The 26,488-nt window shown below is 71.3% G+C and carries 20 protein-coding genes; 12 read left to right on the top strand and 8 right to left on the bottom strand.

Annotated features, from left to right (window positions below):
• Window positions 1-197: 197 nt before the first annotated feature.
• Entirely contained in the window at window positions 198-2,702 is a 2,505-nt protein-coding gene (gene pcrA, locus OC490_RS03005) for a DNA helicase PcrA (protein WP_262056153.1), read from the top strand.
• A gap of 12 nt (window positions 2,703-2,714) precedes the next feature.
• On the opposite strand, the gene OC490_RS03000 is transcribed toward pcrA, so the two are convergent.
• Together OC490_RS03000 and OC490_RS02995 are read right to left on the bottom strand one after the other, a co-directional pair.
• Window positions 2,715-4,247 carry a M23 family metallopeptidase gene (locus OC490_RS03000; protein ID WP_262056152.1) on the bottom strand — a complete coding sequence of 511 codons (1,533 nt, stop codon included), beginning with the start codon at window positions 4,245-4,247 and terminating at the stop codon, window positions 2,715-2,717.
• A 244-nt stretch (window positions 4,248-4,491) separates the two neighbouring features.
• On the bottom strand, window positions 4,492-5,361 hold the full coding sequence (locus OC490_RS02995) for an esterase/lipase family protein (protein WP_262056151.1): 870 nt from the start codon (window positions 5,359-5,361) through the stop codon (window positions 4,492-4,494).
• A gap of 401 nt (window positions 5,362-5,762) precedes the next feature.
• Here OC490_RS02995 and OC490_RS02990 point away from each other — a divergent pair, with 401 nt between their 5' ends.
• Entirely contained in the window at window positions 5,763-6,179 is a 417-nt protein-coding gene (locus OC490_RS02990; RefSeq protein WP_019066802.1) for a cobalamin B12-binding domain-containing protein, read from the top strand.
• 38 nt (window positions 6,180-6,217) lie between these two features.
• On the opposite strand, the gene OC490_RS02985 is transcribed toward OC490_RS02990, so the two are convergent.
• Together OC490_RS02985 and OC490_RS02980 are read right to left on the bottom strand one after the other, a co-directional pair.
• Window positions 6,218-7,822 (bottom strand): DUF5691 domain-containing protein, encoded by a 1,605-nt coding sequence (locus OC490_RS02985; RefSeq protein WP_262056150.1) that lies wholly within the window; start codon window positions 7,820-7,822, stop codon window positions 6,218-6,220.
• Between the two features lie 32 nt (window positions 7,823-7,854).
• Entirely contained in the window at window positions 7,855-9,207 is a 1,353-nt protein-coding gene (locus OC490_RS02980) for an SWIM zinc finger family protein (protein WP_262056149.1), read from the bottom strand.
• A gap of 156 nt (window positions 9,208-9,363) precedes the next feature.
• On the opposite strand from OC490_RS02980, the gene OC490_RS02975 reads away from it, so the two are divergent.
• The 7 genes from OC490_RS02975 (at window position 9,364) to sucD (ending at window position 18,374) form a co-directional block, all read left to right on the top strand.
• A complete protein-coding gene (locus tag OC490_RS02975) occupies window positions 9,364-10,503 on the top strand; it encodes an ATP-binding protein (protein ID WP_200714157.1) in 1,140 nt (379 codons plus the stop codon).
• A 67-nt stretch (window positions 10,504-10,570) separates the two neighbouring features.
• The gene (locus OC490_RS02970) at window positions 10,571-13,351 is read left to right on the top strand and encodes a DUF5682 family protein (RefSeq protein WP_262056148.1); all 2,781 of its coding nucleotides are present in this window, start codon (window positions 10,571-10,573) and stop codon (window positions 13,349-13,351) included.
• Between the two features lie 142 nt (window positions 13,352-13,493).
• Entirely contained in the window at window positions 13,494-14,768 is a 1,275-nt protein-coding gene (locus OC490_RS02965) for a VWA domain-containing protein (protein WP_262056147.1), read from the top strand.
• Window positions 14,769-14,833: 65 nt separating this feature from the next.
• On the top strand, window positions 14,834-15,652 hold the full coding sequence (locus OC490_RS02960) for a hypothetical protein (RefSeq protein ID WP_262056146.1): 819 nt from the start codon (window positions 14,834-14,836) through the stop codon (window positions 15,650-15,652).
• An 80-nt stretch (window positions 15,653-15,732) separates the two neighbouring features.
• Complete coding sequence (locus OC490_RS02955) at window positions 15,733-15,915, top strand: hypothetical protein (protein ID WP_262056145.1); 183 nt, start codon at window positions 15,733-15,735, stop codon at window positions 15,913-15,915.
• Window positions 15,916-16,289: 374 nt separating this feature from the next.
• Complete coding sequence (gene sucC / locus OC490_RS02950; RefSeq protein ID WP_262056144.1) at window positions 16,290-17,468, top strand: ADP-forming succinate--CoA ligase subunit beta; 1,179 nt, start codon at window positions 16,290-16,292, stop codon at window positions 17,466-17,468.
• A 21-nt stretch (window positions 17,469-17,489) separates the two neighbouring features.
• Window positions 17,490-18,374, top strand: a complete 885-nt coding sequence (gene sucD, locus OC490_RS02945) for a succinate--CoA ligase subunit alpha (protein WP_262056143.1) — start codon at window positions 17,490-17,492, stop codon at window positions 18,372-18,374.
• Window positions 18,375-18,510: 136 nt separating this feature from the next.
• On the opposite strand, the gene OC490_RS02940 is transcribed toward sucD, so the two are convergent.
• The gene (locus OC490_RS02940; protein ID WP_262056142.1) at window positions 18,511-19,647 is read right to left on the bottom strand and encodes a helix-turn-helix domain-containing protein; all 1,137 of its coding nucleotides are present in this window, start codon (window positions 19,645-19,647) and stop codon (window positions 18,511-18,513) included.
• A gap of 96 nt (window positions 19,648-19,743) precedes the next feature.
• On the opposite strand from OC490_RS02940, the gene OC490_RS02935 reads away from it, so the two are divergent.
• Window positions 19,744-21,528 carry a DUF6350 family protein gene (locus OC490_RS02935; protein ID WP_262056141.1) on the top strand — a complete coding sequence of 595 codons (1,785 nt, stop codon included), beginning with the start codon at window positions 19,744-19,746 and terminating at the stop codon, window positions 21,526-21,528.
• Window positions 21,529-21,541: 13 nt separating this feature from the next.
• On the opposite strand, the gene OC490_RS02930 is transcribed toward OC490_RS02935, so the two are convergent.
• Entirely contained in the window at window positions 21,542-22,330 is a 789-nt protein-coding gene (locus OC490_RS02930) for a hypothetical protein (protein ID WP_262056140.1), read from the bottom strand.
• A 276-nt stretch (window positions 22,331-22,606) separates the two neighbouring features.
• Between OC490_RS02930 and purN the strand changes: the two genes are divergently transcribed.
• A complete protein-coding gene (purN, locus tag OC490_RS02925; protein ID WP_262056139.1) occupies window positions 22,607-23,236 on the top strand; it encodes a phosphoribosylglycinamide formyltransferase in 630 nt (209 codons plus the stop codon).
• On the top strand, window positions 23,233-24,798 hold the full coding sequence (gene purH, locus OC490_RS02920) for a bifunctional phosphoribosylaminoimidazolecarboxamide formyltransferase/IMP cyclohydrolase (protein WP_262056138.1): 1,566 nt from the start codon (window positions 23,233-23,235) through the stop codon (window positions 24,796-24,798). The genes purN and purH overlap by 4 nt, the downstream gene beginning before the upstream one ends.
• Window positions 24,799-24,920: 122 nt before the next feature.
• Here purH and OC490_RS02915 read toward each other — a convergent pair whose 3' ends face one another.
• Together OC490_RS02915 and OC490_RS02910 are read right to left on the bottom strand one after the other, a co-directional pair.
• Window positions 24,921-25,589, bottom strand: coding sequence for an RDD family protein (locus tag OC490_RS02915; protein ID WP_262056137.1), 669 nt, complete (start codon window positions 25,587-25,589; stop codon window positions 24,921-24,923).
• 228 nt (window positions 25,590-25,817) lie between these two features.
• Window positions 25,818-26,453, bottom strand: a complete 636-nt coding sequence (locus OC490_RS02910) for a hypothetical protein (protein ID WP_262056136.1) — start codon at window positions 26,451-26,453, stop codon at window positions 25,818-25,820.
• Window positions 26,454-26,488: the final 35 nt, after the last annotated feature.

Here is a 26,488-nt window from a genome sequence, read left to right as displayed (position 1 = left end):
AGCTTGATCGCACGCTAACCAACTTGTGTGGCTTGTGTGAAGGTCGATGGCCGATATGCCCGATACGTTTGAGTGACCTCTGTCATGCGTGAGTCTGGCCGTCGCTGATCGTTATCGACCGGTTCTGGACCGTGAATTTTCCCGAGTTCTCGGGGTGGCGGCCGGTTGTCAGTGGGGCGCCCTAAACTCGGAGGGCGATGAGCAGCCTCTTTGACGACAGCTTCCTGGCGGATCTCAAGGCCCCTCGGGCCCACGAGGAAGAGCCCCCGCCACCGCCCGAGGACGAGCACGGACCGGAGCCGGTTCCGGACGACCTGTTCGGCGGGAAGTTCGACGTGCCCGCGAGCAGGGACGCCTACTACCGGGACGGCGCCCCGCGCCCCGCGGTGGACCCGGCAGCCCTCCTGGACGGGCTGAACGAGAACCAGCGCGCGGCTGTCGTCCACTCCGGCACCCCGCTGCTCATCGTGGCCGGCGCGGGTTCCGGCAAGACCCGTGTGCTCACCCACCGCATCGCCCACCTCCTCGGCGAGCGCCATGTGCACCCGGGCCAGATCCTCGCGATCACCTTCACCAACAAGGCCGCGGGCGAGATGAAGGAGCGCGTCGAACAGCTCGTCGGCCCGCGCGCCAACGCGATGTGGGTGATGACCTTCCACAGCGCGTGCGTGCGCATCCTGCGCCGCGAGTCGAAGAAGCTCGGCTTCACCTCCTCGTTCTCGATCTACGACGCCGCCGACTCCAAGCGCCTCATGGCCCTGGTCTGCCGCGACCTGGACCTCGACCCGAAGCGCTACCCGCCCAAGTCGTTCAGCGCCCAGATCTCCAACCTGAAGAACGAACTGGTCGACGAGGAGGACTTCGCCGCCCGCGCCACCGACGGCTTCGAGAAGACCCTCGCCCAGGCCTACGCCATGTACCAGTCGCGGCTGCGCGAGGCCAACGCCCTCGACTTCGACGACCTGATCATGACGACGGTCAACCTGCTGCGCGCCTTCCCGGACGTAGCCGAGCACTACCGCCGCCGCTTCCGGCACGTCATGGTCGACGAGTACCAGGACACCAACCACGCGCAGTACGCGCTCGTACGGGAACTCGTCGGCAGCGCCGCCCGGCACGACGAGGACGTACCGCCGAGCGAACACGACCTGCCGCCCGCCGAGTTGTGCGTCGTGGGCGACGCCGACCAGTCGATCTACGCCTTCCGGGGTGCGACGATCCGCAACATCCTCCAGTTCGAGGAGGACTACCCGAACGCGACGACGATCCTCCTGGAGCAGAACTACCGCTCCACACAGACGATCCTCTCCGCCGCCAACGCGGTCATCGAGCGCAACGAGTCCCGCCGCCCCAAGAACCTGTGGACCAACGCGGGCGCGGGCGCGCAGATCACCGGCTATGTCGCCGACACGGAGCACGACGAGGCGCAGTTCGTCGCCGAGGAGATAGACCGTCTCACCGACGCGGGAGATGCCAAAGCCGGGGATGTCGCCGTCTTCTACCGGACGAACGCCCAGTCCCGTGTCTTCGAGGAGATCTTCATCCGCGTCGGCCTGCCCTACAAGGTCGTCGGCGGCGTCCGCTTCTACGAGCGCAAGGAGGTCCGGGACGTCCTGGCCTACCTCCGCGTCCTGGCCAACCCGGAGGACACGGTCCCGCTGCGCCGCATCCTCAACGTCCCCAAGCGCGGCATCGGCGAGCGCGCCGAGGCGATGATCGACGCCCTCTCGCAGCGCGAGAAGATCAGCTTCCCGCAGGCGTTGAAGCGCGTCGACGAGGCCTACGGCATGGCCGCGCGGTCGACGAACGCGGTCAAGAAGTTCAACACGCTGATGGAGGACCTCCGTACGATCGTCGAGTCCGGCGCCGGACCGGCGACGGTCCTGGAGGCGATCCTCGAACGCACCGGCTATCTCACCGAGTTGCAGGCCTCCACCGACCCGCAGGACGAGACCCGCATCGAGAACCTCCAGGAACTCGCCGCCGTGGCCCTGGAGTTCGAACAGGAGAACAGCGCGGAGGACGGCGAGAGCGAGACGCCTGTCGGCCTCGCCGCCTTCCTGGAGCGGGTGGCGCTGGTCGCCGACTCGGACCAGATCCCCGACGAGGACGAGGACGGCTCCGGAGTCATCACCCTGATGACTCTCCACACCGCCAAGGGACTTGAGTTCCCGGTCGTCTTCCTCACCGGCATGGAGGACGGCGTCTTCCCGCACATGCGCGCCCTCGGCCAGGCCAAGGAACTGGAGGAGGAGCGGCGCCTCGCCTACGTCGGCATCACACGCGCGCGTGAACGCCTGTACCTGACCCGCTCCTCGCTGCGCAGCGCGTGGGGACAGCCGTCGTACAACCCGCCCTCCCGCTTCCTGGAGGAGATCCCGGCGGCACACGTGGAGTGGAAGCGGACCGGCGCAATGGCGGCCCCGCCGTCCACGGGCCCGGCCTCGGGCATCGCGGCCTCGCTGTCCTCGACCCGTTCGCGTTCGTCGGCGTCGGGCGCGTCGGGCTTCGCCACGCGCAGGGCCTCGGAGAAGCCGGTCGTGTCCCTGGCCGTCGGCGACCGGGTCACCCACGACCAGTTCGGCCTCGGCACGGTGGTCGGCGTGAACGGCACGGGGGCGAACGCGGAGGCGACGGTCGACTTCGGAGAGGCCAAGCCGAAGCGCCTGCTGCTGCGGTACGCGCCGGTGGAAAAGCTTTAGGGAGAAGGGGAGTTACGTCGGGTCGAGCCCGTGGCTGCGAAGCCACGGGAGCGGGTCGATCGCCGCGCCGCCCGCGGGCCGCACCTCGAAGTGCAGGTGCGGGCCGGTCGAGTTGCCGGAGTTCCCGGAGTACGCGATCGGGTCGCCCGCCTTCACCGTCGTACCGGAGGGGACCCGGTAGCTGGAGAGGTGGCAGTACCAGGTCTGCGTGCCGTCCTTCTCGGTGAGGATCAGCATGTTGCCGTAGGCACTGTTCCACTTCGTGCTGACGACCCCGTCGGTCGCGGCCATCACCGTCGTGCCGTACGAGACGGGGAAGTCGATGCCCGTGTGCACGGACATCCAGTTGACGCCGGCCTGGCCGAAGTAGGCGCTGAGGCCCTTCTGCGTCACCGGCAGCACGTACTTGGGGCGCAGCCGCTCCTTGCGGGCCGCCTCCGCCGCCGCCTTCTTCTTCTCGGCCTCCTGCTGGGCCTTGAGGTCGATACGTTCCTGCGTACGGCTGGCCCGGTCGGCGAAGTCGTCGGCGCCGGCCGAGAGGCTCTTGATCTGGGCGTCCAGCTTGTTGTTCGCGACGGACGCCTTCACCGTGGTCGCGTCGGAGGCGGATGCCGTCGTGTCACCGCCGCCGCTGAACGTGCCGACGGACGCGGCGGCGATCCCCGCCACCCCCATCACACACGCGGACGGCACGGCGATCGTCATCAGTGCGGACCGCTTCGGAGGCGTACGGCGCCGGGAACGGCTCCCGTTGCGGCCCGCGGCCCGCGAGGCGGTCGCCGGAGCCGGGGTGAACTCCTCCTGGTCTTCGAGGAGTTCGGGCTGCGACTCGGATCCGTCCCGGTCCGGCTCGGCCTCGTCGAGTGCGGGCAGCTCACCGGTGGCGGTCAACTCGCCGTCTTCCGGGGCGGGTTCGTCGTAGGTGCCCTCGTGCGTCATGTCGTACGACGCCTGCTCGAAGGTGGTGGTCGCGTCGGCGGGGCTGCCGTCGGCGTTCCACTGCGTGGCGTCGTAGGCGCCCGTGTCGAAGGCCTGCGTGCCCCATTCCCACTGCTGGGTCTGGTCGGCGGGGGCGGCGGAATGGGCCGACTGGTCGGGCTGGAGCCAGGTGTTGGCGTCCCACTGACCGCTTATGTCATGGCCGGCGCTCTGCGGCGGGATGGCGGACAGCTGCTGGTAGTCGGCCGACCAGGCGGTGGTCTCGTAGACGCCCGTGTCGTACGAGGCGTGGTGCTGGGCCGCGTACGGGTCGTAGTTCAGGGTGTGTTGACCACCCATGGACCAGGCCGAGGAGTCGTAGCCGCCGGTGGTGTGCGAGCCGGTGTCGTGGCCCTGCATATCGCCGAACAGGGGGTCGGTGGCGAAGCTGGCGGTGGCCTGGGCGCTGTCCGCGCCCGGGTGAAAACCCGTGGCGGAGTGGTCGCCGTACGTGGTGAAGTCACCGTACTGAGCGTCCTGTCCGCCGTACGACGCGTACTGCGCCGAGGTGGCATCGGAAGCCGGAGCCGGGGTGGTCATGATCCCCGACGGGTGACGGTCGTTCACCAACTTCTCTTTCGCCTCGACAACAGGGGCTGGCAGAGCAGTGCGGCGACTGTACCCGGCAGTACGCGGGCCCGACAATCTTCCTCGGGTTTCGCGTCAGCCGGAAACGGGCATTCGGCCGTGTTTCGGGGGACGGCGGGCACGGGTTTGGCCTTGCGTTCGAATGGCGTTCGAGGCTGGAGGCTGTTCAGCCGCTGTCGGCGCCCTGTGCGAGGTGTCCCGGGCGCCGACGGTCGGGCCGCTGTCAGGCCACCGTCAGGCCGCCCACGCGGGTGGTTGTGGCCGGTGCTTCCGGCAGAGGCGTGTCGAGAGCCTGGCGGATGCCCGCCGCGATGGCCGGGTGTACAGGGAGCGCGAGATGACCGATGCCGCTGACCTGCACGTTCTGTGCGATCAGGTCGGGGTGGTCGATACGGGCGGTCTCCAATGGCTCCATCAGGTGGTCGAGGTCGCTCCAGAAACTGACGAAATGCGTACGGCAGCCGGGGGCGGGCAGGCCCAGTTCCTCGATCACCGCCGAGCCCGGCCGCATCTGGCGGACGATCGGATGGGCGTTGGCCAGCGGGACCACGGCGGTGCCGGAGTGCGGGGTCCCGAGCGTGACCAGCGTGCGGACCCGCAGGTCACCGCCGAGCCGCTGCACGTAGTAGCGCGCGATCAGCCCGCCCAGACTGTGCCCGACGATGTCCACGTGCTTACTGCCCGTGCGCTCGCAGATCTCCTCGATATGCCGGCCGAGCAGCTCGGCCGCGGTACGGATGTCGCAGGTCAGCGGCGAGTAGTTGAGCGATTCGACCGTCCGGCGGCCGTGCTGGGCCAGGGTCCGGCGCAGCAGCACGAACACCGAGCGGTTGTCGATGAACCCGTGCAACAGCACCACCGGGGGTTTCGCCTCGGTCGGCAGTGGTGCCGCGTCCTCCGGGGAGGGGGCCGGAGGAAGCGGCAGCCTGCGTTCCTGGGTGATGCCGGACGGATAGAGGAGCAGGTGGCCCGCGAGGATCGCGATCTCCAGGGCCGTCGCTTTCAGGAGGGTCATGGAGAGCCCCGCCAGCCTGCTGGGCAGAAGGCGCTGACAAAGGGGGAGAAAGGGCTGCACCGCCCTGGTGACCTTCATGGCCGACCTCCTGTCGGCACACGGATCGACAGCTCCGTCCCCCGTGTGCCCTCGTGGGAGGCCACCGCGAGGACCACCGACGGAGCGCGAGGGGTACGCGCGGGGCGGGCGTGGCGCACCTGCCCTGCGTGCCCTTCGTGCCTGCGCCGATGCGCCGTACCGCCACGGCGCGCGGCATGCGGCGCGGTGGTGCGGCGACCTCGTTGCGGCTCCCGTTGCGCTTGTTCCCGCTGGAACGCTGCGCGGTGAACGTGTCCCATCGTGTGATTTCCCCCTCGGTATCCACCGCGAAACTGCCGGTTGCGGGATGCTGGAGATAACGTTCGTTCACTCCCCGCGCCGGAGCGGGTGCCGCGGTACCCGTCGGTAGGGATGAACGCAGTCGCTTCATGGAGGCAGTGATGGGTGTGGCAGCCGGTCCGATCCGCGTAGTGGTGGCCAAGCCGGGGCTCGACGGCCACGACCGCGGGGCCAAGGTCATCGCGAGGGCGCTGCGCGACGCCGGTATGGAGGTCATCTACACCGGCCTCCACCAGACCCCCGAGCAGATCGTCGACACCGCGATCCAGGAGGACGCCGACGCGATCGGCCTCTCCATCCTCTCCGGCGCCCACAACACGCTCTTCGCCGCCGTGATCGACCTGCTGAAGCAGCGCGAGGCGGAGGACATCCTCGTGTTCGGCGGCGGGATCATCCCCGAGGCGGACATCGCCCCCCTCAAGGAGAAGGGCGTCGCAGAGATCTTCACCCCCGGGGCGACCACACAGTCCATCGTCGACTGGGTCCGGGAGAACGTGCGCCAGCCGGCCGGGGCGTAGCCCCCAAGCTTCTACGGCGCCTCCGGCTCCCGCAGCTCCTACGACCCCTCCAGCTCCCGCGCCATCGCCGCCCGCAACCGCAACGTCGTCACCAACCGCTGGAACGCCTCCGCCCAATAACCCCCCGCTCCCGGTGCCGCGTCCTCCGACTCGTCCGGCACCGCCAGCAACCCGTCGAGCCGGCTCGCCTCGGCCGGATCGAGACACCGCTCGGCCAGCCCCATCACCCCACTGAAACTCCATGGATAACTCCCCGCGTCCCGCGCGATGTTGAGCGCGTCCACCACAGCCCGCCCCAGCGGCGCGGCCCACGGCACCGCGCACACCCCGAGCAGCTGAAACGCCTCGGACAGCCCCTGCGCCGCGATGAACCCGGCCACCCACTCGGCCCGTTCGCCCCCGCCCAGCGTGCTCAGCAGCTTGGCGCGCTCGGCCAGCGACACCGCCCCCGGCCCGCCCGCCTCGGGCGCCGACGGCGATCCGAGCAACGCCCGGGACCACTCGGCGTTCCGCTGCCGCACCGCCGCCCGGCACCACGCCGCGTGCAACTCGCTCCGCCAGTCGTCCGCCACCGCGAGCGCCACTATCTCCCGGGGCGTACGGCCACCGAGCCGCCGTTCCCAGGTCCCGAGCGGTGTCGCCTCCACCAACTGGCCCAGCCACCACGACCGTTCACCTCGCCCTGCCGGAGCCTTGGCGACCACACCGTCCCGCTCCATGCTTGAGTCGCACTCGTGCGGCGCCTCCACGACGAGGCCGGGTTCCCCGCTCGTCCGGTCGACGGCCACGCAGGCCGTGGCCCGGACCGCCATCCGCGCGGCGAGCGCCGAGTCCGGGAGGGCGGACAGCAACTCCGCCGCCGTGGCCCGTACGTTGCGGCTCCGGTCGGCCAACGCCTGCTCCAGGAAGGGTTCGTCCTCGGCCGTGAGCCCCGTCCGCAGCGAGTCGAGGAACATCAGCCGGTCCTCCGCCCGCTCCGCCGCCCACGTGGACACGAGCAACTCCCTTGCGACCGTGGGCCGTTGTGCGCGTATCGCCGCGAGCAGGGCGACCCGCTCGGCGAACAGCCCCTCCTGCCACAGTTGTCGGACCTGGCCCGGGTCGTCGAGGTCCGGCAGGGCCGTGCCGCCGCCGGGGGTGGCGCGCAGGGCGAACCGCCAGTCCGGGTTCAGCCGGGCCAGCCACAACGCGCGCGGGCCCGCGAACTCCAGCGCCGCCGGCCGCAGATCCGTACGCCCCCGGGCCGCGTCCAGCAGCGCGGGCAGCACCTGGACGGGCGCGCCGAAACCGCGCGCGTTGGCCGCCGCGAGCCACTGGGGCAGCAACTCCATGAGATCGGGCGAGGTGCCCCGCCGTCCCCCGCCACCCGTACCCGGACGGTCGGTCAGCAGCATCACCAGCCTGCGGGCCGCCGCGACGGGCAGCGCCGGACGCGTGTCGGACACGGCCGGCTCCGGCCGTTGGGCCGCCCGCGCCGGACGGAGCCCCGCCCGCCGTCGTACGGTCTCCACGGCCGCCGCGTCCAGCAGGGCCACGGGCGCGTCCTGGCCCGGCGCACACCACGAAGGCGTACGGCGGTCCGTGCCGAGCAGCGCCGTGGTGACGAGTTCCTCCCAGTCGCCCGCGGCGGAGGTGCTGTTCATGCGGTGCCTTTCCGTCGAGTTGGTGAATGCGCTCAGCACAGGGACACCGGCTCTCCCGCCGCCTCCGGCCAGGCCGTCAGCGGGGTGAAACCCCGGTGGCCCAGTTCGCCGAAGACCTTGACCGGGGCGCCGCCGGAGAGCGCGACGAGTCTCCACAGGCCGGGCCGGGAACGGGCGGTGGGGGTGAGCGGGAGCGCCAACTCCGTGTCGGCGTCCGCGAGTTGCCAGGAGTCACCGTCCGGGGTCGGTACGACCCGGTCCAGGGTCACCGGGACCGCGTCCAGCCACGGGTCGTCCCGCAGCGCCTCCCCGTAGCGGACGGCGGCCTGTGCCGTCGTCACACCTCGCGGCCGTGCCGTCGTCGGCCCGGGCGGCGCGAACTGCTCACCCAGGGCCGCCCGGAGCTGCCCGGCACCGGGGAACGCGGACACCTCCGCCTCCAGGGCCAGCCCGACCGGCAGCGCGAGCTCCGGGGCACGGCCCGCCGCGCCGTACGAAAGGAGCAGGCTCGTGCGGTCCGACGCCGTGCCGTGCAGCCATATCCGGCGCGTCGTCAGCTTCGCGTCCGCCGTGTCGTACTGGGCCAGGACCAGCCAACTGTCGCGCAACGGCGGGCCGTCCGCCGAACCGGGCAGGCCGATACGGGAACGGACCGTCGCCGCCAGACCGTCGGGCAGCCGCTCGCGGCGCAGCCAGGCCCGGTCGAGAAGATGGAGCAGCGCGCACTCCTCCAGCAGCCGCACCGGCCAGCCGGGTCCCGAGGACGGGATCGCCCCCAACTCCCGTGCCCGCGCGGCCAGTCCGGGCGCCTGCGCGTCGACCATGCGGGCCGCGGTCTCCTCCCACAGCCCGTACCCCGCCTGCTCCGCCGAGGCCAGCCCGGTGCGCAGCAGGTCCGTCAGCCGCTGCTCCAACTCGCCCGCGCCCGCGGTGATCCGCTCGGCCCGGCGCTCCGCCCTGCGCCGCGCCGCCTCCGGATCAGCGGCGGCCGGGGAACCGGACGCGTCCGCCGCCCGTTTCTCCTCCGTCCGCTTCCGCCGCCCCGCCAGCCACTGCTCGGCCCAGTCCGGCGCCTGCCCCGCCGGCACCGCGCCGTCCTCGCCCGCCCACAACAGCAGCAGTCCCAGCGCATGTTTGCACGGGAACTTGCGGCTCGGACAACTGCACTTGTACGCCGGCCCCGCGGCGTCCGCGATGTCGACGACCGTCTGATACGGCTTGCTGCCGCTGCCCTTGCACAGCCCCCACACCGTCCCCTCGTCAGAACTCCCCGCCTCGGACCACGGCCCCGCCGCCCCGAGCTTGCTTCCCGCTTTGCGTGACGCTGCGTCAGGCGCCAGTGCCAGCACCTGATCAGCCGTCCAGCGCACCCCCTGCTGAGTCATGACATCGAAGGTAGATCCCGGCACTGACAATCGGCCCGCGAACGGTTCGGCAGATGGCTCCGCCGGCGCATTTCCGCAGGTCGGATCGCATTGTCAGTGGCGTGGTGCACGGTGGACACCAGATCCGAACCGGCCGAGCTGGAGGGGGCCTCAGCCATGACTGTGTCCGCAGAACCCATGAACGCGCAGGCGAGTGAGAAGCAGACGGCCGAGCGGCCGGAGGCACTGCGTCCGCACGCCGAGGACGCCTTCGCCGACGAACTCGCCGCGCTCGCCGCACAGGACGACCGGCCGCGCCCGGTCCGCTGGAAGATGTCGCCGTGGGCGGTCGCCACCTACCTTCTCGGCGGCATCCTGCCGGACGGCACGGTGATCACACCGAAGTACGTCGGCCCGCGCCGCATCGTCGAGGTCGCCGTCACCACACTCGCCACCGACCGCGCCCTGCTCCTGCTCGGCGTGCCCGGCACGGCCAAGACCTGGGTGTCCGAGCACCTGGCCGCCGCCGTCAGCGGTGACTCGACGCTGCTCGTGCAGGGCACGGCGGGCACCCCGGAGGAGGCGATCCGCTACGGCTGGAACTACGCGCAGCTGCTCGCCAACGGCCCGAGCCGCGACGCCCTGGTGCCCAGCCCCGTCATGCGGGCCATGGCGGAGGGGATGACGGCGCGGGTCGAGGAGCTGACGCGTATCCCCGCCGACGTACAGGACTCGCTGATCACGATCCTGTCGGAGAAGACGCTGCCCATACCGGAGTTGGGAGGGGAGGTGCAGGCCGTCCGCGGCTTCAACCTGATCGCCACGGCGAACGACCGCGACCGCGGCGTCAACGATCTCTCCAGCGCCCTGCGCCGCCGTTTCAACACGGTGGTGCTGCCGTTGCCGGAGAGCGCGGACGCCGAGGTCGACATCGTCGCCCGCCGTGTCGACCAGATCGGCCGCTCGCTCGACCTGCCGGCGGTGCCCGAGGGGGTCGACGAGATCCGCCGTGTGGTGACCGTCTTCCGTGAGCTGCGCGACGGGATCACGGCGGACGGGCGGACGAAGCTGAAGTCGCCCAGCGGCACGCTGTCGACGGCCGAGGCGATCTCCGTCGTCACCAACGGACTTGCCCTGGCAGCCCACTTCGGCGACGGGCTGCTGCGGCCGAGCGATGTCGCCGCGGGCATCCTCGGCGCCGTCGTCCGCGACCCGGCGGCCGACCGGGTCATCTGGCAGGAGTACCTGGAAGCGGTCGTCCGGGAGCGCGACGGCTGGAAGGACTTCTACCGGGCCTGCCGGGAGGTGAGCGCGTGAGCGAGTCCAGGAGGACCGTCGACGAGGACTCCACTTGGAGCTGGACCCGGAGGGGCGGGGGGACGAAGTGACGGGTACTGAGGCGGTCGGTGGTCCGGGTGCCGGACCGCTGTTGCTCGGGGTGCGGCATCACGGGCCCGGCTCGGCGCGGGCCGTGCGGGCGGCGCTGGCGGCGGCCCGGCCGCGGATCGTACTGATCGAGGGGCCGCCCGAGGCCGACGCGCTGATTCCGCTGGCCGCCGACGAGGACATGCGACCGCCGGTCGCGCTTCTCGCCCACGCCGTGGACGAGCCGGGCCGTTCGGCCTTCTGGCCGCTGGCCGAGTTCTCCCCGGAATGGGTCGCGATCCGCTGGGCCCTGGAGCACGAGGTACCGGCCCGCTTCATCGACCTTCCGGCCACGCACACGCTGGCGTGGGGGAGGGAGGGGAAGGACACCCCGGACACCGAGGACGAGCCCACGGGAGAGGAGCCGCAGCCGGACCCGCCCGCCCCCGACACACCCGCAGGCCCGGACATCCGCGTCGATCCCCTCGCCGTGCTCGCCGAGACCGCGGGGTACGACGACCCCGAGCGCTGGTGGGAGGACGTCGTCGAGCACCGGGGTGCGGGGGAGCGGGACCCGTTCGCGCCGTTCACCGCGCTGGAGGAGGCCATGGGGGCGCTGCGCGAGACGTACGGGGCCGGCGGGCACGACCGGGACCTGGTGCGCGAGGCGTACATGCGGCTCCAAGTGCGCGCGGCACAGCGGGAGTTCGAGGACGAAGTGGCCGTGGTCTGCGGGGCCTGGCATGTGCCCGCGCTGCGGCAGCGGACGTCTGTCGCAGCGGACCGCGCCCTGCTGAAGGGGCTGCCCAAGGTCAAGGCCGAGCTGACCTGGGTGCCGTGGACACACCGCCGGCTGTCCCGGGCCGGAGGGTACGGCGCGGGCATCGACTCGCCGGGCTGGTACGGCCATCTGTTCGCCGCGCCGGACCGACCGGTCGAGCGGTGGATGACCAAGGTCGCGGGGCTGCTGCGGGAGGAGGACCGGATCGTCTCCCCGGCCCATGTCATCGAGGCGGTACGGCTGGCGGAGACCCTCGCGGTGATGCGTGGCCGTCCGCTGGCGGGGCTCGGCGAGACCACCGACGCGGTGCGCGCGGTGATGTGCGAGGGTTCGGACGTCCCGCTGTCCCTGGTGCGTGACCGGCTCGTCGTCGGGGATGTGCTGGGAGAGGTGCCGCCGGGCGCCCCCGCCGTGCCGTTGCAGCGCGACCTCGACCGGCAGCAGCGCAGACTGCGGCTCAAACCGGAGGCGCTGGAGCGGGAGTTGGAGCTCGACCTGCGCAAGGAGACCGACGCCGCGCGCAGCAGACTGCTGCACCGGCTGCGGCTGCTGGGCGTCGAGTGGGGCGAGCCCGTCGCCTCGCGGGGCAGCACCGGTACGTTCAGGGAGACGTGGCGGCTGCGCTGGGAACCGGAGTTGGCGGTGCGGGTCGCCGAGGCGGGGGTCTGGGGCACCACGGTGCTCGCTGCGGCGACCGCAAAGGCGGAGGCCGACGCGATCGGGGCGCAGAGCCTCGCCGACGTCACCGCGCTCGCCGAGCACTGCCTGCTGGCCGAACTGCCGGACGCGCTCCCCGTGGTGATGCGGATCCTCGCCGACCGCGCCGCCCTCGACACGGATGTCGGCCACCTCGCCCAGGCGCTGCCCGCCCTGGTCCGTTCGCTGCGCTACGGCGACGTGCGCGGCACCGACACCGGAGCGCTGACTGAGGTCGCCGCTGGCCTGGCCGAGCGGGTCTTCGTCGGCCTGCCCCCGGCCTGCACGGCCCTCGACACGGACGCGGCCGAGGAGATGAGACGCCATGTGGACGCGGTGCACGGGGCGGTGGGACTGCTGGGGGATATCGGTGGGGTTGGGCGTGGTGCAGCCTCCGGGACCGAGCAGGCTGAAGCCGCAGAGGCCGAGCGGGCTGAAGCCGCAGAGACTGAGCGGGGTAGGGCATCGGGGGCTGGGCGTGGTGACGTCGCCGGGCTTGGGCATGGTGATGCCCCCGCGCGGGGGGACGGGGGGGCGGCCGGACCTGGGCATGGCGACGCCTCGGCGCCGGGTGACGGCGAAGTATCTGGGCCCGGGCACGGTGATGCCTCGGTGCCGGGCGACGGCGAAGTGCCTGGACCTGCGAACAGTGATGCCTCGGTGCCGGGCGACGGCGAAGGATCCGGTCCTGCGTACGGTGAGGCCCCCGGACCGGAGCAGCGCAAGGCCTCCGTGGCCGGGCACACCGACGCCCCCGCTCCCGCCCTCGGCCATGGCGACCTGCGCCGTCGCTGGCGTGCGGTGCTTCGGACGCTCTCCGCGCGGGACACCGTGCCGGGCGTCATCCGGGGGCGTGCCGTACGACTTCTGCTGGATGGTGGGGAGTTGGGGCCGGAAGAGGCGGCCCGGCTGATGGGGCTGGTGCTCTCGCCCGGGACGCCGCCGGCGGACGCGGCGGCGTGGATCGAGGGCTTCGTCGGTGGCGGGGGCGGGCTGCTCCTCGTACACGACGAGCGCCTGCTCGGTCTTGTGGACGCATGGCTGACCGGGGTGTCGGCGGAGGCGTTCACAGACGTACTGCCGCTGCTGCGGCGCACGTTCTCGGCGTACGAGCCGGGGGTGCGCAGAACGCTCGGCGAGCTGGTGCGGCGGGGGCCCGGAAAGCAGACGGGGGCGGTGGCGACGGCGGCCGGGATATCCGGGTTCGGCGCGGAGCTGGACGCCGGGCGGGCGGACGCGGTGGTACCGGTGCTGCGGCTGTTGTTGGGGCTGGACGACTTGGTGGGCAACAGCGACAACGAGCTTGTGGGGGTGGCGGGATGACGGCGAGCAACGGTAGGCAGGGCACGAGGAGGCCGAGGGAGAGGGCGCAGACGGCGGTTGCCGGGCGTCGGACTGAGGATCGTCCGGCGACTGTCGTACGGGTCGTGCCGTTGTGGGAAGGGTTGCGTGCGGGGGAGCGCGGATGACGGCGACCGGCGCGATGGGGACAACGGCGAGCGGATCGGCCGGGACGGGTGACGTGACGGGGGTGACGGCGGTGACAGCGAACGGGGTGGCGGGGACGGGCGACGCCGGCGGAGTCGGGGATCCGGACCCGGGGCAGGAGCGGTTGCGGCGGTGGCGGCTGGTGCTCGGGGGTGACGCGGCCGACGGCACCGGGTGCGCGTTGTCCGGGCGGGACGCCGCGATGGACGGGGCGCTGGCCGCGCTGTACGGCAGGGGGGACAAGGAGCGGGCGGCGAAGGACCGTTCGGCGGGGCTCGGGGCGTCGGCGCCGTCCGTCGCGCGCTGGCTCGGGGACATCCGGACGCACTTCCCCTCCTCGGTCGTCCAGGTCATGCAGCGCGACGCGATCGACCGGCTCGGGCTGTCCGCGCTGCTGCTCGAACCGGAGATGCTGGAAGCGGTGGAGGCCGACGTACACCTGGTCGGCACGTTGCTCTCCCTCAACAAGGCGATGCCGGAGACCACGAAGGAGACGGCACGGGCGGTGGTGCGCAAGGTCGTCGAGGACCTGGAGAAGCGGCTCGCCACCCGCACCCGGGCCACCCTCACCGGCGCCCTCGACCGCAGCGCCCGCATCAACCGGCCGCGCCATCACGACATCGACTGGAACCGCACGATCGCGGCCAACCTCAAGCACTACCTGCCGGAGTACCGGACCATCGTGCCGGAGCGGCTGATCGGATACGGGCGGGCGTCCCAGTCCGTGAAGAAGGAGGTCGTCCTCTGCATCGACCAGTCCGGTTCGATGGCCGCGTCCGTCGTCTACGCCTCCGTGTTCGGGGCGGTGCTCGCGTCCATGCGGTCGATCAACACCCGGCTCGTCGTCTTCGACACCGCGGTCGTCGACCTCACCGACCAGCTCGACGACCCGGTGGACGTGCTCTTCGGGACACAGCTCGGCGGCGGTACGGACATCAACAGGGCGCTCGCGTACTGCCAGTCGCAGATCACCCGGCCCGCGGAGACGGTGGTCGTGCTGATCAGCGACCTCTACGAAGGAGGGATACGGAACGAGATGCTCAAGCGGGTCGCGGCGATGAAGGCGTCGGGGGTGCAGTTCGTGACGCTTCTCGCGCTGTCCGACGAGGGGGCGCCGGCCTACGACCGCGAACACGCCGCCGCGCTGGCCGCGTTGGGGGCGCCTGCCTTCGCGTGCACACCCGATCTGTTCCCGGAGGTGATGGCGGCGGCGATCGAGAAGCGGCCGTTGCCGATACCGGACACCGCCTGACGAACGGGCTTGGGGGACAGGGGGGTTGCGCGTCCTCGGGCGGGCCGTGCGAGGATCGTCGCCTCATGATCCGGCCCGCCGCACTGTCCGGTGCCGCCCTGCGCGTGACGCGTACGGCGGCGGGGCGGCGCGTGCTCCAACTGGCGCTGCTGGTGGGCGGGTTGTTCGTGCTCGGGTTGCTGTGCGGGGGACAGGCACAGGCGGCGGACGGGGTTCTGGGCAAGCCGGTGAGGCTCGGCGAGCCGGGGATTCCGGTGATGGCTTCGGTGACCTCGGTGGTGAAGCCGGTTCCGGTTCAGATCTCTGTTCAGGTTCCTGTTCTCGCTCCGGTGTCGGACGCCGTGGAGCGGGTCGTGCGGCCCGTGAGTGACGTGGTGACGAAGACGGTGACCGAGGTGTTGGCCGAGGCACCTTCGTCGCCCTCGCTACCCACCTTGCCCTCGGTCCCCGCAGCGCCGAGTCAGCCGGTGCTTCCGGTGCAGGCGCCTCCAGCGCACAGGGCTCCGGCACCGGCGCGGCCTTCGAGTGGTGCGCATCGTACGGATGCGAGGCCTGCCGAGGTGACGGTGGGCGCAGGTGCGGGCGTCCCGTACGGACCGCGCTTCGTCGCCCCTGCTGATGAGGCCCGCGCCGTAGGACACGCAGCCGTACGTCATGCCCCGACCGTCGGCCACGCCCCCGTTCACCAGGCACCCAACGGGGACCCGAGCGGCACCCCACGCGATCAGCAGGCCGTGGACGGCGGCAGCTCGCGGCACTGTGACGCGCAGGCCGTGACCTTGGGCAACCGGGTGCTCGTGCGGTTTGAGCACGGTGCCGCCGCGCGGGCGGACGTGGCGGAGACCCGGGACAGGTACCGGGACGTTCCCGTTTTCCCAGGCTAGGCAGGCCGTTCTGGCAGTTGACCTGCCCGGAATGCCGTCATGCCCCCTTTTTTCGCGATGCCTGAGGAACCGACGCACGCATGAGCACACGTATGAACCAGAACACCGACATCGCCACGGCCGAAGTCCGGCGACGTCTCGTCGATGCCGTGGTCTCCGTCCCGAGAGAGTCCCGGGTCAGGGCCGCTGCGGCCATCCAGGGCGCACGGGCTGCACGCGCCGCACACAATGTCCACGCCCGGACCGTCCGGCACTGGGAGTGACCGACTCCGTGAGGCAGTGACCCCGGACGGCCGAATGCCGTCGGTCTCTCCGGGGTGCGTCTCGCGGTATGGGGTCCCGCCGGGCCGGCCCCAACCCGGCGGGACCCCGCCCGAGGGACCCGCTCGAAAGGGCCCACCCATAAGCCCCGTCCGCGGCACTCCGTGTCACGGATTCCGGCATCATGTGACAGGTATCACCGCTCAGGTGTGACCCTCGATTTAGGGGCCCCCTGCAAGCAGCGATAACCTGCGAGACGGACATGCCGCGCGCTCGGTCACCGTGTGCGCCTCCCTTGTGACAGCGGACGTCACGTTGCCCTTCGCGGCACGCCCACGCATCCAACGAACCGCGAGATCACTGAGGACGGAAGCGCGTGGACCTGTTCGAGTATCAGGCGAGGGACCTCTTCGCCAAGCACGATGTACCGGTGCTGGCCGGTGAAGTCATCGACACGCCTGAGGCGGCCCGCGCAGCCACAGAGCGTCTCGGTGGCAAGTCCGTCGTCAAGGCCCAGGTGAAGGTCGGCGGCCGTGGCAAGGCCGGTGGCGTGAAGCTCGCCGCCACCCCGGACGAGGCCGTCGCCCGCGCGACGGACATCCTCGGCATGGACATCAAGGGCCACACGGTCCACAAGGTGATGATCGCCGAGACCGCGCCCGAGATCGTCGAGGAGTACTACGTCTCGTACCTCCTCGACCGCACCAACCGCACCTTCCTCGCCATGGCGTCCGTCCAGGGCGGCGTGGAGATCGAGGTCGTCGCGGAGGAGAACCCCGAGGCCCTCGCGAAGGTCCCGGTCAACGCCAACGAGGGCGTGAGCATCGAGAAGGCCCGCGAGATCGTCGCGCAGGCGAAGTTCCCGGCCGACGTCGCCGAGCAGGTCGCCGAGATCCTGGTGACGCTGTGGGACACCTTCGTCAAGGAGGACGCCCTCCTCGTCGAGGTCAACCCCCTCGCGAAGGTCGCCGACGGCCGTGTCATCGCCCTCGACGGCAAGGTCTCGCTGGACGAGAACGCCGAGTTCCGCCAGCCGGAGCACGAGGCGCTGGTCGACCACGCCGCCGCCAACCCGCTTGAGGCCGCCGCCAAGGCGAAGAACCTCAACTACGTCAAGCTCGACGGCGAGGTCGGCATCATCGGCAACGGCGCGGGTCTCGTCATGAGCACCCTGGACGTCGTCGCGTACGCCGGTGAGGCGCACGGCGGCGTGAAGCCGGCCAACTTCCTCGACATCGGCGGCGGCGCGTCCGCGGCCGTGATGGCGAACGGCCTGGAGATCATCCTGGGCGACCCCGACGTCAAGTCGGTCTTCGTCAACGTCTTCGGCGGCATCACCGCGTGCGACGAGGTCGCCAACGGCATCGTGCAGGCGCTGCAGCTGCTCGCGGACAAGGGCGAGGAAGTCACCAAGCCCCTCGTCGTCCGCCTCGACGGCAACAACGCCGAGCTGGGTCGCAAGATCCTCTCCGACGCCAACCACCCGCTGGTCCAGCGCGTGGACACCATGGACGGCGCGGCCGACAGGGCCGCCGAGCTCGCGGCTGCGAAGTAAGGGACGAGGGACTAAACAGCCATGGCTATCTTCCTCAACAAGGACAGCAAGGTCATCGTCCAGGGCATGACCGGTGCCACGGGCATGAAGCACACCAAGCTCATGCTGGCCGACGGAACGAACATCGTCGGCGGCGTGAACCCGCGCAAGGCGGGCACGTCGGTCGACATCGACGGTACCGAGATCCCGGTCTTCGGCACGGTCGCCGAGGCGATGGAGAAGACGGGCGCGAACGTATCCGTCCTCTTCGTACCGCCGGCCTTCTCCAAGGCCGCCGTCGTCGAGGCGATCGACGCCGAGATCCCGCTCGCGGTCGTCATCACCGAGGGCATCGCCGTCCACGACTCGGCCGCGTTCTACGCGTACGCGGTCGCGAAGGGCAACAAGACCCGGATCGTCGGCCCGAACTGCCCCGGTCTCATCACCCCGGGCCAGTCGAACGCCGGCATCATCCCGGGCGACATCAGCAAGCCGGGGCGCATCGGCCTGGTCTCGAAGTCCGGCACGCTGACGTACCAGATGATGTACGAACTGCGTGACATCGGCTTCTCGTCCGCCGTCGGTATCGGTGGCGACCCGGTCATCGGCACCACCCACATCGACGCGCTCGCCGCGTTCGAGGCCGACCCCGACACCGACCTGATCGTCATGATCGGTGAGATCGGTGGCGACGCCGAGGAGCGGGCCGCGGACTTCATCGCGAAGAACGTGACCAAGCCGGTCGTCGGTTACGTCGCGGGCTTCACCGCGCCCGAGGGCAAGACCATGGGCCACGCCGGCGCCATCGTCTCCGGCTCCTCCGGCACGGCCGCCGCGAAGAAGGAGGCCCTTGAGGCCGCCGGCGTCAAGGTCGGCAAGACGCCGACCGAGACGGCGAAGCTGGCCCGCGAGATTCTGGCCGGCTGAGTTTCCTAGCTGAACGTCGATGGGCCCGCTCCGTGGATTGGAGCGGGCCCATCGGTGCGTTGCCCCTAAAAGAGACAGCGGGCTGGTGTCTTTAGGGGCGCGGGGAACTGCGCGACCAGCCCCCACCGGCCCGCACCTAACGACTCAACGGAAGCAGTCTTTCGGGCCCAGCGGTCATCCCGGTCCGCAGACGATCCCGGAGCCGCACCTCCTCCTCGGGCAAAGAACCCTGCACCACCCGCGCAGGCACCCCCTCCACCCGCTGCCCCAACGGCACCGGCGGCTCGTAATGCGTGGGCGCACTCCGCACCGTGAGCGTCGTCGCGCCGATGATGGTGACGGTGAACGCGATCGCCGCCCGGGTCCAGAACACGGTCCGGCGTTCGCCGACGAACCGCACCGTCGGCGGCTTCGCCGCGTGCAGCCGCCCCGTGGAGGCCAGTTCGGTCAGCCGCCGGTGCAACTCGGTCGGGTCCGACAACTCGGGGAGCCGCGCGGCAAGCGCCTCGCGTGCGTGCAGCAGCCGGTTCGCCGCGGCCGGCGTGCTCGCCTCCGTCTCCGCCGCCATCTCCGCGAGACCGAGCCCGACACCGTCGTAGAGGAGAAGTGTGCGGCGGTACGACGGCGGGAGTTTGAGGAGTGCGGTGAGCAGGGCGCGGTCGGCGGGGGCCGGGGGTGGGGGTTCCGGGTGGCGGTATCTGGGGCGGAAACGGTGCCAGGGGGAGAGCGCGTACTCGTACGCGACCGAGCGCACCCAGCCGGCCGGGTCGCGGTCGACCGCCACCTCGGGCCAGCGCTGCCACGCGGTCTGGAAGGCGCGCTCGACGGATTCCCGCGCCAACTCGCGCCGCCCGGTCAGCAGATAGGTCTGCCGTACAAGGGAGGGCGCGCAGAACGCGTAGAGCGCGTCGAAGGCCTGAGCGGGGGTCAGGGGGGCGGGCGCCGGATCGGTGTGCGGTACGGGGATCTCGACCACGACGATGTCGGCGTGCGATGGCTCCGGTTGAGCCTCCGGCGCCGTCGCCTCCACCTCAACTACATCCACCTCTGCCTCTTCCACTGCGGGGGTGCCCTCGGCCAGGTCGTTGAGCAATTTCGCGTACGCCTCCCGTTTCCGGCCGCGTGGTGTGGTGCGGCCGGTCTCCCACGCGCGCACCGTCTCGCGGCTGACGCCCACCCGCGTGGCGAGCTGAGCCTGCGTCAGGGACGCGGCCTCGCGCAGCCGTCGGCGTTCCTTGGGCGGCGGGAGCGGGGTTGCAGGGGTCTGCGTCACCGGGTGCCCCTTCGTGCGAAAAAGTACATAAATGTATATTGAGCGACACTTCGGAGGTTCGCCTGTTACGACGGAAAAGCGCGTGTCGTTGGGAGCATGGCGGTCGTGATGCCGATGACCCACCGCCGACCGTCGTTGTCGCCCCTCCTCACCCGGATGCGCGACCGATCCCCCGGACTGGCCGCCAGCCTCTTGGGTGGTGCCGTCGCGGCGGGGCTCGGACTCGGCTCGTTCGCCGTGCTCGTGATGGTGCTGTGGATCAGCTCGCCGTACCCCGACAGCGGACCCGGCGGCGCCCTGCACATGGCCGCCGCGCTCTGGCTCCTCGCGCACGGCGTCGAACTGGTCCGCACCGACACCCTCTCCGGAATCCCCGCCCCCGTGGGCGTGACCCCGCTGCTCCTCCTCGCCCTCCCGGTCTGGCTGCTGCACCGGGCAGCCAGGGACGCGGTGCTGGGCGGGGGAGACGACGAGACCGGCACCGACATCCCGCCGGTCCCGGCCCGCACCGCCTGGACCGGCGTCGCCCTCGGCTACCTCGCCGTCGGTACCGCAGCCGCGCTCTACGCGTCCGGCGGCGAACTCTCCCCCTCCTGGAGCTGGACGGCGGTGTGCCTGCCGCTGCTGGCCGCGGGCGCGGCCGGTTCGGGTGTGTGGACGGCGTACGGGCGCCCGCGTGAACCCGTGTTGAGCGTGCTGGTCCTGTTGCCGGCCGGGCTGCGGCGGCTCGTCCTCGGCCCGGAGGCCCGCGAGTCCCGGGACCGCATCGGCACCGCCGCGCGCGCCGCCGGTATCGGCACGGCGGTGTTCGTCGGGGGCGGTGCGCTGCTGCTCACGGCGTCCCTGGTCTGGCACGGCGGCGCGGCGCAGACGTCGTTCCTGCGGCTGACGGAGGCTCTGTCGGGGCGGTTCGCGGTCCTGTTGCTCTGCCTCGCGCTGATCCCGAACGCGGCGGTCTGGTCGGCGGCCTATGCCCTGGGCCCCGGCTTCGCGCTCGGCGCCCGCCACACGGTGGACCCGCTCTCCTCGGCCCCGGCCCCCCTGCTCCCGCCGTTCCCGCTCCTCGCGGCGGTCCCGGACGCGGGCACCGGAACCCCGCTGAACTGGCTGGCGGGGCTGGTGCCGCTGGCCGCCGGGGTGATGGTCGGGTGGTTCGTGGCACGGGTCGCGGTGGGCAAACGGGGCGACGGCGAGGGCGAGTTGGCGGGGGCGGGCGGCTCACGAGCCGTGACCACCCGGGCGTCGACGCCCTGGCCCCAGGGCCGCACCGCCGCCACCGCGCTGCTCGCCGCCGCCCTGTGCGCCGTAACGCTGGCGCTGTTCGCGGAGTTGTCCGGCGGTCCGCTCGGGGGTGCCGCGCTCGCCCGGTTCGGGCCGGTGTGGTGGCAGACCGGGGTCGCTGCGCTCGGGTGGCTCGCGGTGGTCGCTGTGCCCACGGCGATGGGGCTGCGGGCTTGGCGACTGCGCGAACCCAGAGCGCCGAAGCCGACGGTCGGGAAGTCGACGATCGGGAAGCCCCGGGACGGTGAGGCAGAGTCGGCGGCGGAGAAGGCGCCGGACCTTCCGACGGGACGGCGCTTCCTGAAGTCGTTCACCGCCGCCCGGAGTCGGTTCACCCGCGGACGGAAGAAGGCGGCGCCTACGCTCCCGCTCCCCGTCGAGCAGCCGTACATCGCCTACGACCACGACGCGACGTTCGACCCGTACGACTTCCTGCCCGCCGATGTCCCGCCGGAGCCCTCGCCCACCCCCTGGTACGACAACGCCTCCCGCGAGGCCCGCTGGGCGGTCTTGAGGGAGGCGTCGACTCCACTGGGGCACTCGGAGCACTCGGAGCACTCGGAGCACCCCGAACCCACGGACGAGCCCGAGCCGAACTGACCGGCTTCGTCCGTCAGTTGGCGGTTCCCAGCAGGCCCCGCAGATCCTTCGGAAGGAGCTGGTTGCAGGACTGCTTCGCCTCGTTCGTGAGGGCGTCGTTCGTGCAGGTGTAGAAGTCCTTGTAGGCCAGCTGCGCGACGAACATCGCGGCGACCAGGGCGATGGCGAGGGACGCGGTGACCAGGCCGCTCACCGCCGCCGTCGTCTGGGGGCGGCCCGGTGCCTCGGGGGCGGCCGGGGTGTCCGGGTCGGTGGTGCGGGGCTTGGCGCGCAGGGCGCTGCCGCCCCAGTAGATGGCCAGCGCGCCGAGCAGCAGGGCCACGTACGGCCAGCTGAAGAGGGCGAAGAAGAAGGCCCACATACCGCTCAGCAGGGCGTAGCGGGCGCGGCGCTGGGCCGGGTCCGTCGGGTCCCAGCGCATGCCGGGGCCGGAACCGGGGCCGCTCGGGCCCTCGGGGCCGCCGGTGGGGCCGCCCTGTCCGCCGGGCCGCTCGCCGAAGGCGCCCTGGGAACGCCCGGGCTGCCGGTCGCTCCACTGACTGCCCCACGGCGAACGACCGCCGTCGCTCTGCGGGGTGTCGCCGTCTTCGTCACCCTCCGGGCGCCGGGGCTGCCAGGGCCGGTCAGGGGTGCCCTCGGGCGGCGGGGCGAACGGATTGTCGTCCTGCCCCGCACCGCTCTGTCCCTCCGAGGGCGCGTCGGGCGGCGACGAGGGCCGCTCCCGGAGCAGCCTGGTGCCGCGCTCCCCTCCCTGCAACGACTGCGGGGGGAACGTGAGGAGTCGCAGACTGCGGTCCGGCATCAAGTGAGCGTCTTCCCCTTGTTGGATACGTCTCTCCGACATGAGCTGTTACTTCGTGAACGCCTCGCACGACAACCGCGTTCCCGAACCCGCTCTCCGCAGACGCTACCTTCCGGCCACGCCCCCGTCCCGTGGGGGCTGTCCGGTGTGCCGGTATCGTTGCTGACGGTCGGCCGCTTCGTAGACTTCCCCGTATCCCGGGGCGCGAAGCATTCGTATGAATGCACGAACCGGGCCGGTCGCACGCACCCCGCTCCCCCGAGAAAGGGCCCCGCCGTGGCCGCCAAGCCCGTGGCCAAGCGCCTTGTCGTGCTGGTCTCCGGTTCCGGTACGAATCTGCAGGCGCTGCTCGACGCCATCGCGACCGAGGGCGACGAGGCGTACGGAGCCGAGATCGTGGCCGTGGGCGCGGACCGCGAGGGCATCGAGGGGCTCGCCCGTGCCGAGCGCGCCGGGCTGCCCACCTTTGTCTGCAAGGTGAAGGATTTCGGGACCCGTGAGGAGTGGGACGCGGCCCTCACCGGGGCCACCGCCGCGTACCGGCCCGACCTGATCGTGTCGGCCGGGTTCATGAAGATCGTGGGCAAGGAGTTCCTCGCCCTCTTCGGCGGCCGGGTCGTGAACACGCACCCCGCCCTGCTGCCCAGTTTTCCGGGGGCCCACGGCGTACGGGACGCGCTCGCGTACGGCGCCCGGGTCACCGGCTGCACCGTCCACTTCGTCGACGACGGCGTCGACACCGGACCGATCATCGCTCAGGGCGTGGTCGAGATCCGGGACGAGGACGACGAGAGCGCTCTGCACGAGCGCATCAAGGAAGTCGAGCGAAGGCTGCTCGTCGATGTCGTGGGGCGGCTGGCCCGCAACGGCTATCGCATCGAGGGACGAAAGGTAGTTATCCAGTGACCGCCGAGAGCAACAAGCGAGCCATCCGTCGCGCGCTGGTCAGCGTCTACGACAAGACCGGCCTGGAAGAGCTGGCGCGCGGCCTGCACGAGGCCGGCGTGGAGCTGGTCTCCACCGGGTCCACGGCCGGCCGTATCGCCGCCGCCGGCGTCCCGGTCACCAAGGTCGAGGAGCTGACCGGCTTCCCCGAGTGTCTGGACGGCCGGGTCAAGACCCTGCACCCCAAGGTGCACGCCGGCATCCTCGCCGACCTGCGTCTGGAGAGCCACCGTCAGCAGCTCGACGAGCTGGGCGTGGCCCCCTTCGACCTGGTGGTCGTCAACCTGTACCCGTTCCGGGAGACCGTCGCCTCGGGCGCCTCTCCCGACGAGTGCGTCGAGCAGATCGACATCGGCGGCCCGTCGATGGTCCGCGCCGCCGCCAAGAACCACCCGTCGGTCGCGGTCGTCACCAGCCCGGCCCGCTACGCCGACGTGCTGAGCGCCGTACAGACCGGCGGCTTCGACCTCAACACCCGCAAGCGGCTCGCCGCCGAGGCCTTCCAGCACACGGCGTCGTACGACATCGCGGTGGCCGGCTGGTTCGCGAGCGCCTACGCGCCCGTGGACGACTCCGGGTTCCCGGACTTCCTGGGTGCCACCCTGGAGCGCAAGAGCACGCTGCGGTACGGCGAGAACCCGCACCAGCCCGCCGCGCTCTACGTCGACGGCCTGGGCATCGGTCTCGCCGAGGCCGAGCAGCTGCACGGCAAGGAGATGTCGTACAACAACTACACGGACACGGACGCCGCCCGCCGTGCCGCGTACGACCACGACGAGCCCTGTGTCGCGATCATCAAGCACGCCAACCCGTGCGGTATCGCGATCGGTTCGGACGTCGCCGAGGCGCACCGCAAGGCGCACGCGTGCGACCCGCTGTCGGCGTTCGGCGGCGTGATCGCCGTCAACCGGCCGGTCAGCAAGGAGATGGCGGAGCAGGTCGCCGAGATCTTCACCGAGGTCATCGTCGCGCCGGACTACGAGGACGGTGCCCTCGAAGCCCTCGCCAAGAAGAAGAACATCCGGGTCCTGAAGACCCCGGGCGCGCCCTCGCACCCGGCCGAGGTCAAGCCCATCGACGGTGGCGCCCTGCTCCAGGTCACCGACCGGCTCCAGGCCGACGGCGACGACCCGGCCAACTGGACGCTGGCGACGGGCGAGGCGCTGTCCGCGTCCGACCTCGCTGACCTCGCCTTCGCCTGGAAGGCCTGCCGGGCCGTGAAGTCCAACGCGATCCTGCTCGCCAAGGACGGCGCCTCGGTCGGCGTCGGCATGGGACAGGTCAACCGCGTGGACTCGGCGAAGCTGGCGGTCGAGCGGGCGGGGGAGGAGCGGGCGCGGGGTTCGTTCGCGGCGTCGGACGCGTTCTTCCCGTTCCCGGACGGGCTGGAGATCCTCACCGGGGCCGGCGTCAAGGCCGTTGTCCAGCCCGGCGGTTCGGTCCGTGACGAGCTGGTGGTCGAGGCCGCGAAGAAGGCGGGCGTCACGATGTACTTCACGGGGACGCGGCACTTCTTCCACTGAGGTTCACTGAGGTTCACCGAGGTTCACCGAGGTCCGCCGAGTTCCACCGAGGTCCGCAGATACGGCTCAGGGCCGTGCCCCCCATTCGTCGGGTGGCACGGCCCTGAGCCGTATGGGGACCGTCAGTTCTGGATGACCATCGTGCCCGCGGCCTTGTCGTGCCAGCCCTGCTGGCGGCCGGACTTGTCCCAGAACGGGGACAGGAAGACGACGAGCTCGCCGATGCCGCAGGCGATGCTGCCGACCACCGGGATGACCCAGCGGATGATCGACGAGCCCAGGCCCGGCTTCTGGCCCGTGTCGGCCTTCACCACACGGAGGCCGACGGCCATCTTGCCCAGGGTCGCGCCCACCAGACCGATCATCAGCCACTCGTAGAGCAGGCTGCAGATCGTCAGGGCGCCGATGACCGCGCCGACCGCGGCCACCACGTGGCCGGCCGCGTCGTTCACGCAGGACTGGTAGTCGGCGGCGTTCGGGTCGCAGTCGCTGATGGCGCTGATCGAGCCGGCGACACCCGCGAAGGAGAGCACGAAGTAGACGAAGCCGATGATCAGTCCGTCGATCACGCGGGCACCGAAACGCCGGCCCATCGAGGCTATGCGCGGGGCACCGGGCATACCGGGACCGCCCGGGTAGCCGGGCTGCTGGGGGAAGCCGTAGCCGGGCTGGCCGCCCTGCGGATAGCCGTAGCCCTGCTGCGGGGGCTGCTGGGGATAGCCGTAACCGGGCTGGCCCTGCGGCGCGTTCTGGGGCTGCCCGTAGGGGTTGTTCGGATCGCCGAAGCTCATGGCGAGGTTCCTCCGTCTGCACTGTCTCAGGTGGGGACGATGCGGGTTGCGCGGAGGAACGTCGTTGCTTGAGCGGTTTTCCCCCCGAACATGAACCGCGGTACTGCGCCGCTCATGTTCGTGGGGGTGATCACTTTTTGTCCAGTTGGAATCCTCATGTGTTGTGTAAGCGAAACATCAATTTCGCGTGTCGACCGAATGTGTTCGTTTGCTCTTTTCGGTCTCTTCTCAGTGGCGCGGACGCGCGAACCAGGCCGTGCCGCTGGCGACCATCGGGGCCGCCGTGATGACCGCGCCGAAACCGACCCACAGCAGCGCGTAGAGGACCGCCGCGGCCGGTCCGCTGTCGAGGGCGATGATCAGGAAGAGGAAGCCGACGAGCGTGCCGAGCGCGCCGTAGACCACCGTGGTCACGCGGATGCCCTGGCCGCCGCGGCCGAACTTGACGCCCAGGGTGATGGACAGGGCGGCGAAGCCGAGGCTGACGAGCCCGATGAACACCAGTATTCCGGCCACCGCGTGACCGGCGTCGCCGACCGACTTCAGCGGGACCACGGAGGTGGCGTCGTCCGTCACATCGCTGACGAAGGCGCCGACGTAGATCCAGGCCAGACCGGCCAGGATCTGTGTCGCGGAGATGATGAACAGGAAGACGCGGGCCGTCATGAGCAGCCCGGGCATCGACGGCGCGGGCATCATCGCGCCGCCCGGATAGCCGTAGCCATAGCCATAGCCGGCGTACGGCTGCTGCTGGGGGTAGCCGTAGGTGTAGCCGGGAGCGGTGGGGGGCTGCTGGGGTGGCGGGGGCGGCTGTGATGGCTGGGCGGGCTGCCCGTACGGGTTGTTCGGGTCGCCGAAACTCATGGCGTCTCTCCTCCGTCTGCCTCGGACGAGTGCGG

This window comes from Streptomyces sp. STR69 (assembly GCF_024519455.1).
In the GTDB taxonomy this organism is placed as follows: Bacteria; Actinomycetota; Actinomycetes; order Streptomycetales; family Streptomycetaceae; genus Streptomyces.
Note: the sequence above shows the minus strand (reverse complement) of the source record. Positions and strands in the feature narration are given on the sequence as shown.

Coding starts and splice junctions, on each gene's coding strand:
- OC490_RS02980 (WP_262056149.1), bottom strand. CDS start 9,207: ATGACTCAGCAGGGGGTGCGCTGGACGGCTGATCAGGTGCTGGCACTG.
- pcrA (WP_262056153.1), top strand. CDS start 198: ATGAGCAGCCTCTTTGACGACAGCTTCCTGGCGGATCTCAAGGCCCCT.
- OC490_RS02965 (WP_262056147.1), top strand. CDS start 13,494: ATGACGGCGACCGGCGCGATGGGGACAACGGCGAGCGGATCGGCCGGG.
- OC490_RS02960 (WP_262056146.1), top strand. CDS start 14,834: ATGATCCGGCCCGCCGCACTGTCCGGTGCCGCCCTGCGCGTGACGCGT.
- OC490_RS02915 (WP_262056137.1), bottom strand. CDS start 25,589: ATGAGCTTCGGCGATCCGAACAACCCCTACGGGCAGCCCCAGAACGCG.
- OC490_RS02990 (WP_019066802.1), top strand. CDS start 5,763: ATGGGTGTGGCAGCCGGTCCGATCCGCGTAGTGGTGGCCAAGCCGGGG.
- OC490_RS02975 (WP_200714157.1), top strand. CDS start 9,364: ATGACTGTGTCCGCAGAACCCATGAACGCGCAGGCGAGTGAGAAGCAG.
- OC490_RS02995 (WP_262056151.1), bottom strand. CDS start 5,361: ATGAAGGTCACCAGGGCGGTGCAGCCCTTTCTCCCCCTTTGTCAGCGC.
- OC490_RS02955 (WP_262056145.1), top strand. CDS start 15,733: ATGAGCACACGTATGAACCAGAACACCGACATCGCCACGGCCGAAGTC.
- OC490_RS02935 (WP_262056141.1), top strand. CDS start 19,744: ATGGCGGTCGTGATGCCGATGACCCACCGCCGACCGTCGTTGTCGCCC.
- OC490_RS02930 (WP_262056140.1), bottom strand. CDS start 22,330: ATGCCGGACCGCAGTCTGCGACTCCTCACGTTCCCCCCGCAGTCGTTG.
- OC490_RS02910 (WP_262056136.1), bottom strand. CDS start 26,453: ATGAGTTTCGGCGACCCGAACAACCCGTACGGGCAGCCCGCCCAGCCA.
- sucD (WP_262056143.1), top strand. CDS start 17,490: ATGGCTATCTTCCTCAACAAGGACAGCAAGGTCATCGTCCAGGGCATG.
- OC490_RS02985 (WP_262056150.1), bottom strand. CDS start 7,822: ATGAACAGCACCTCCGCCGCGGGCGACTGGGAGGAACTCGTCACCACG.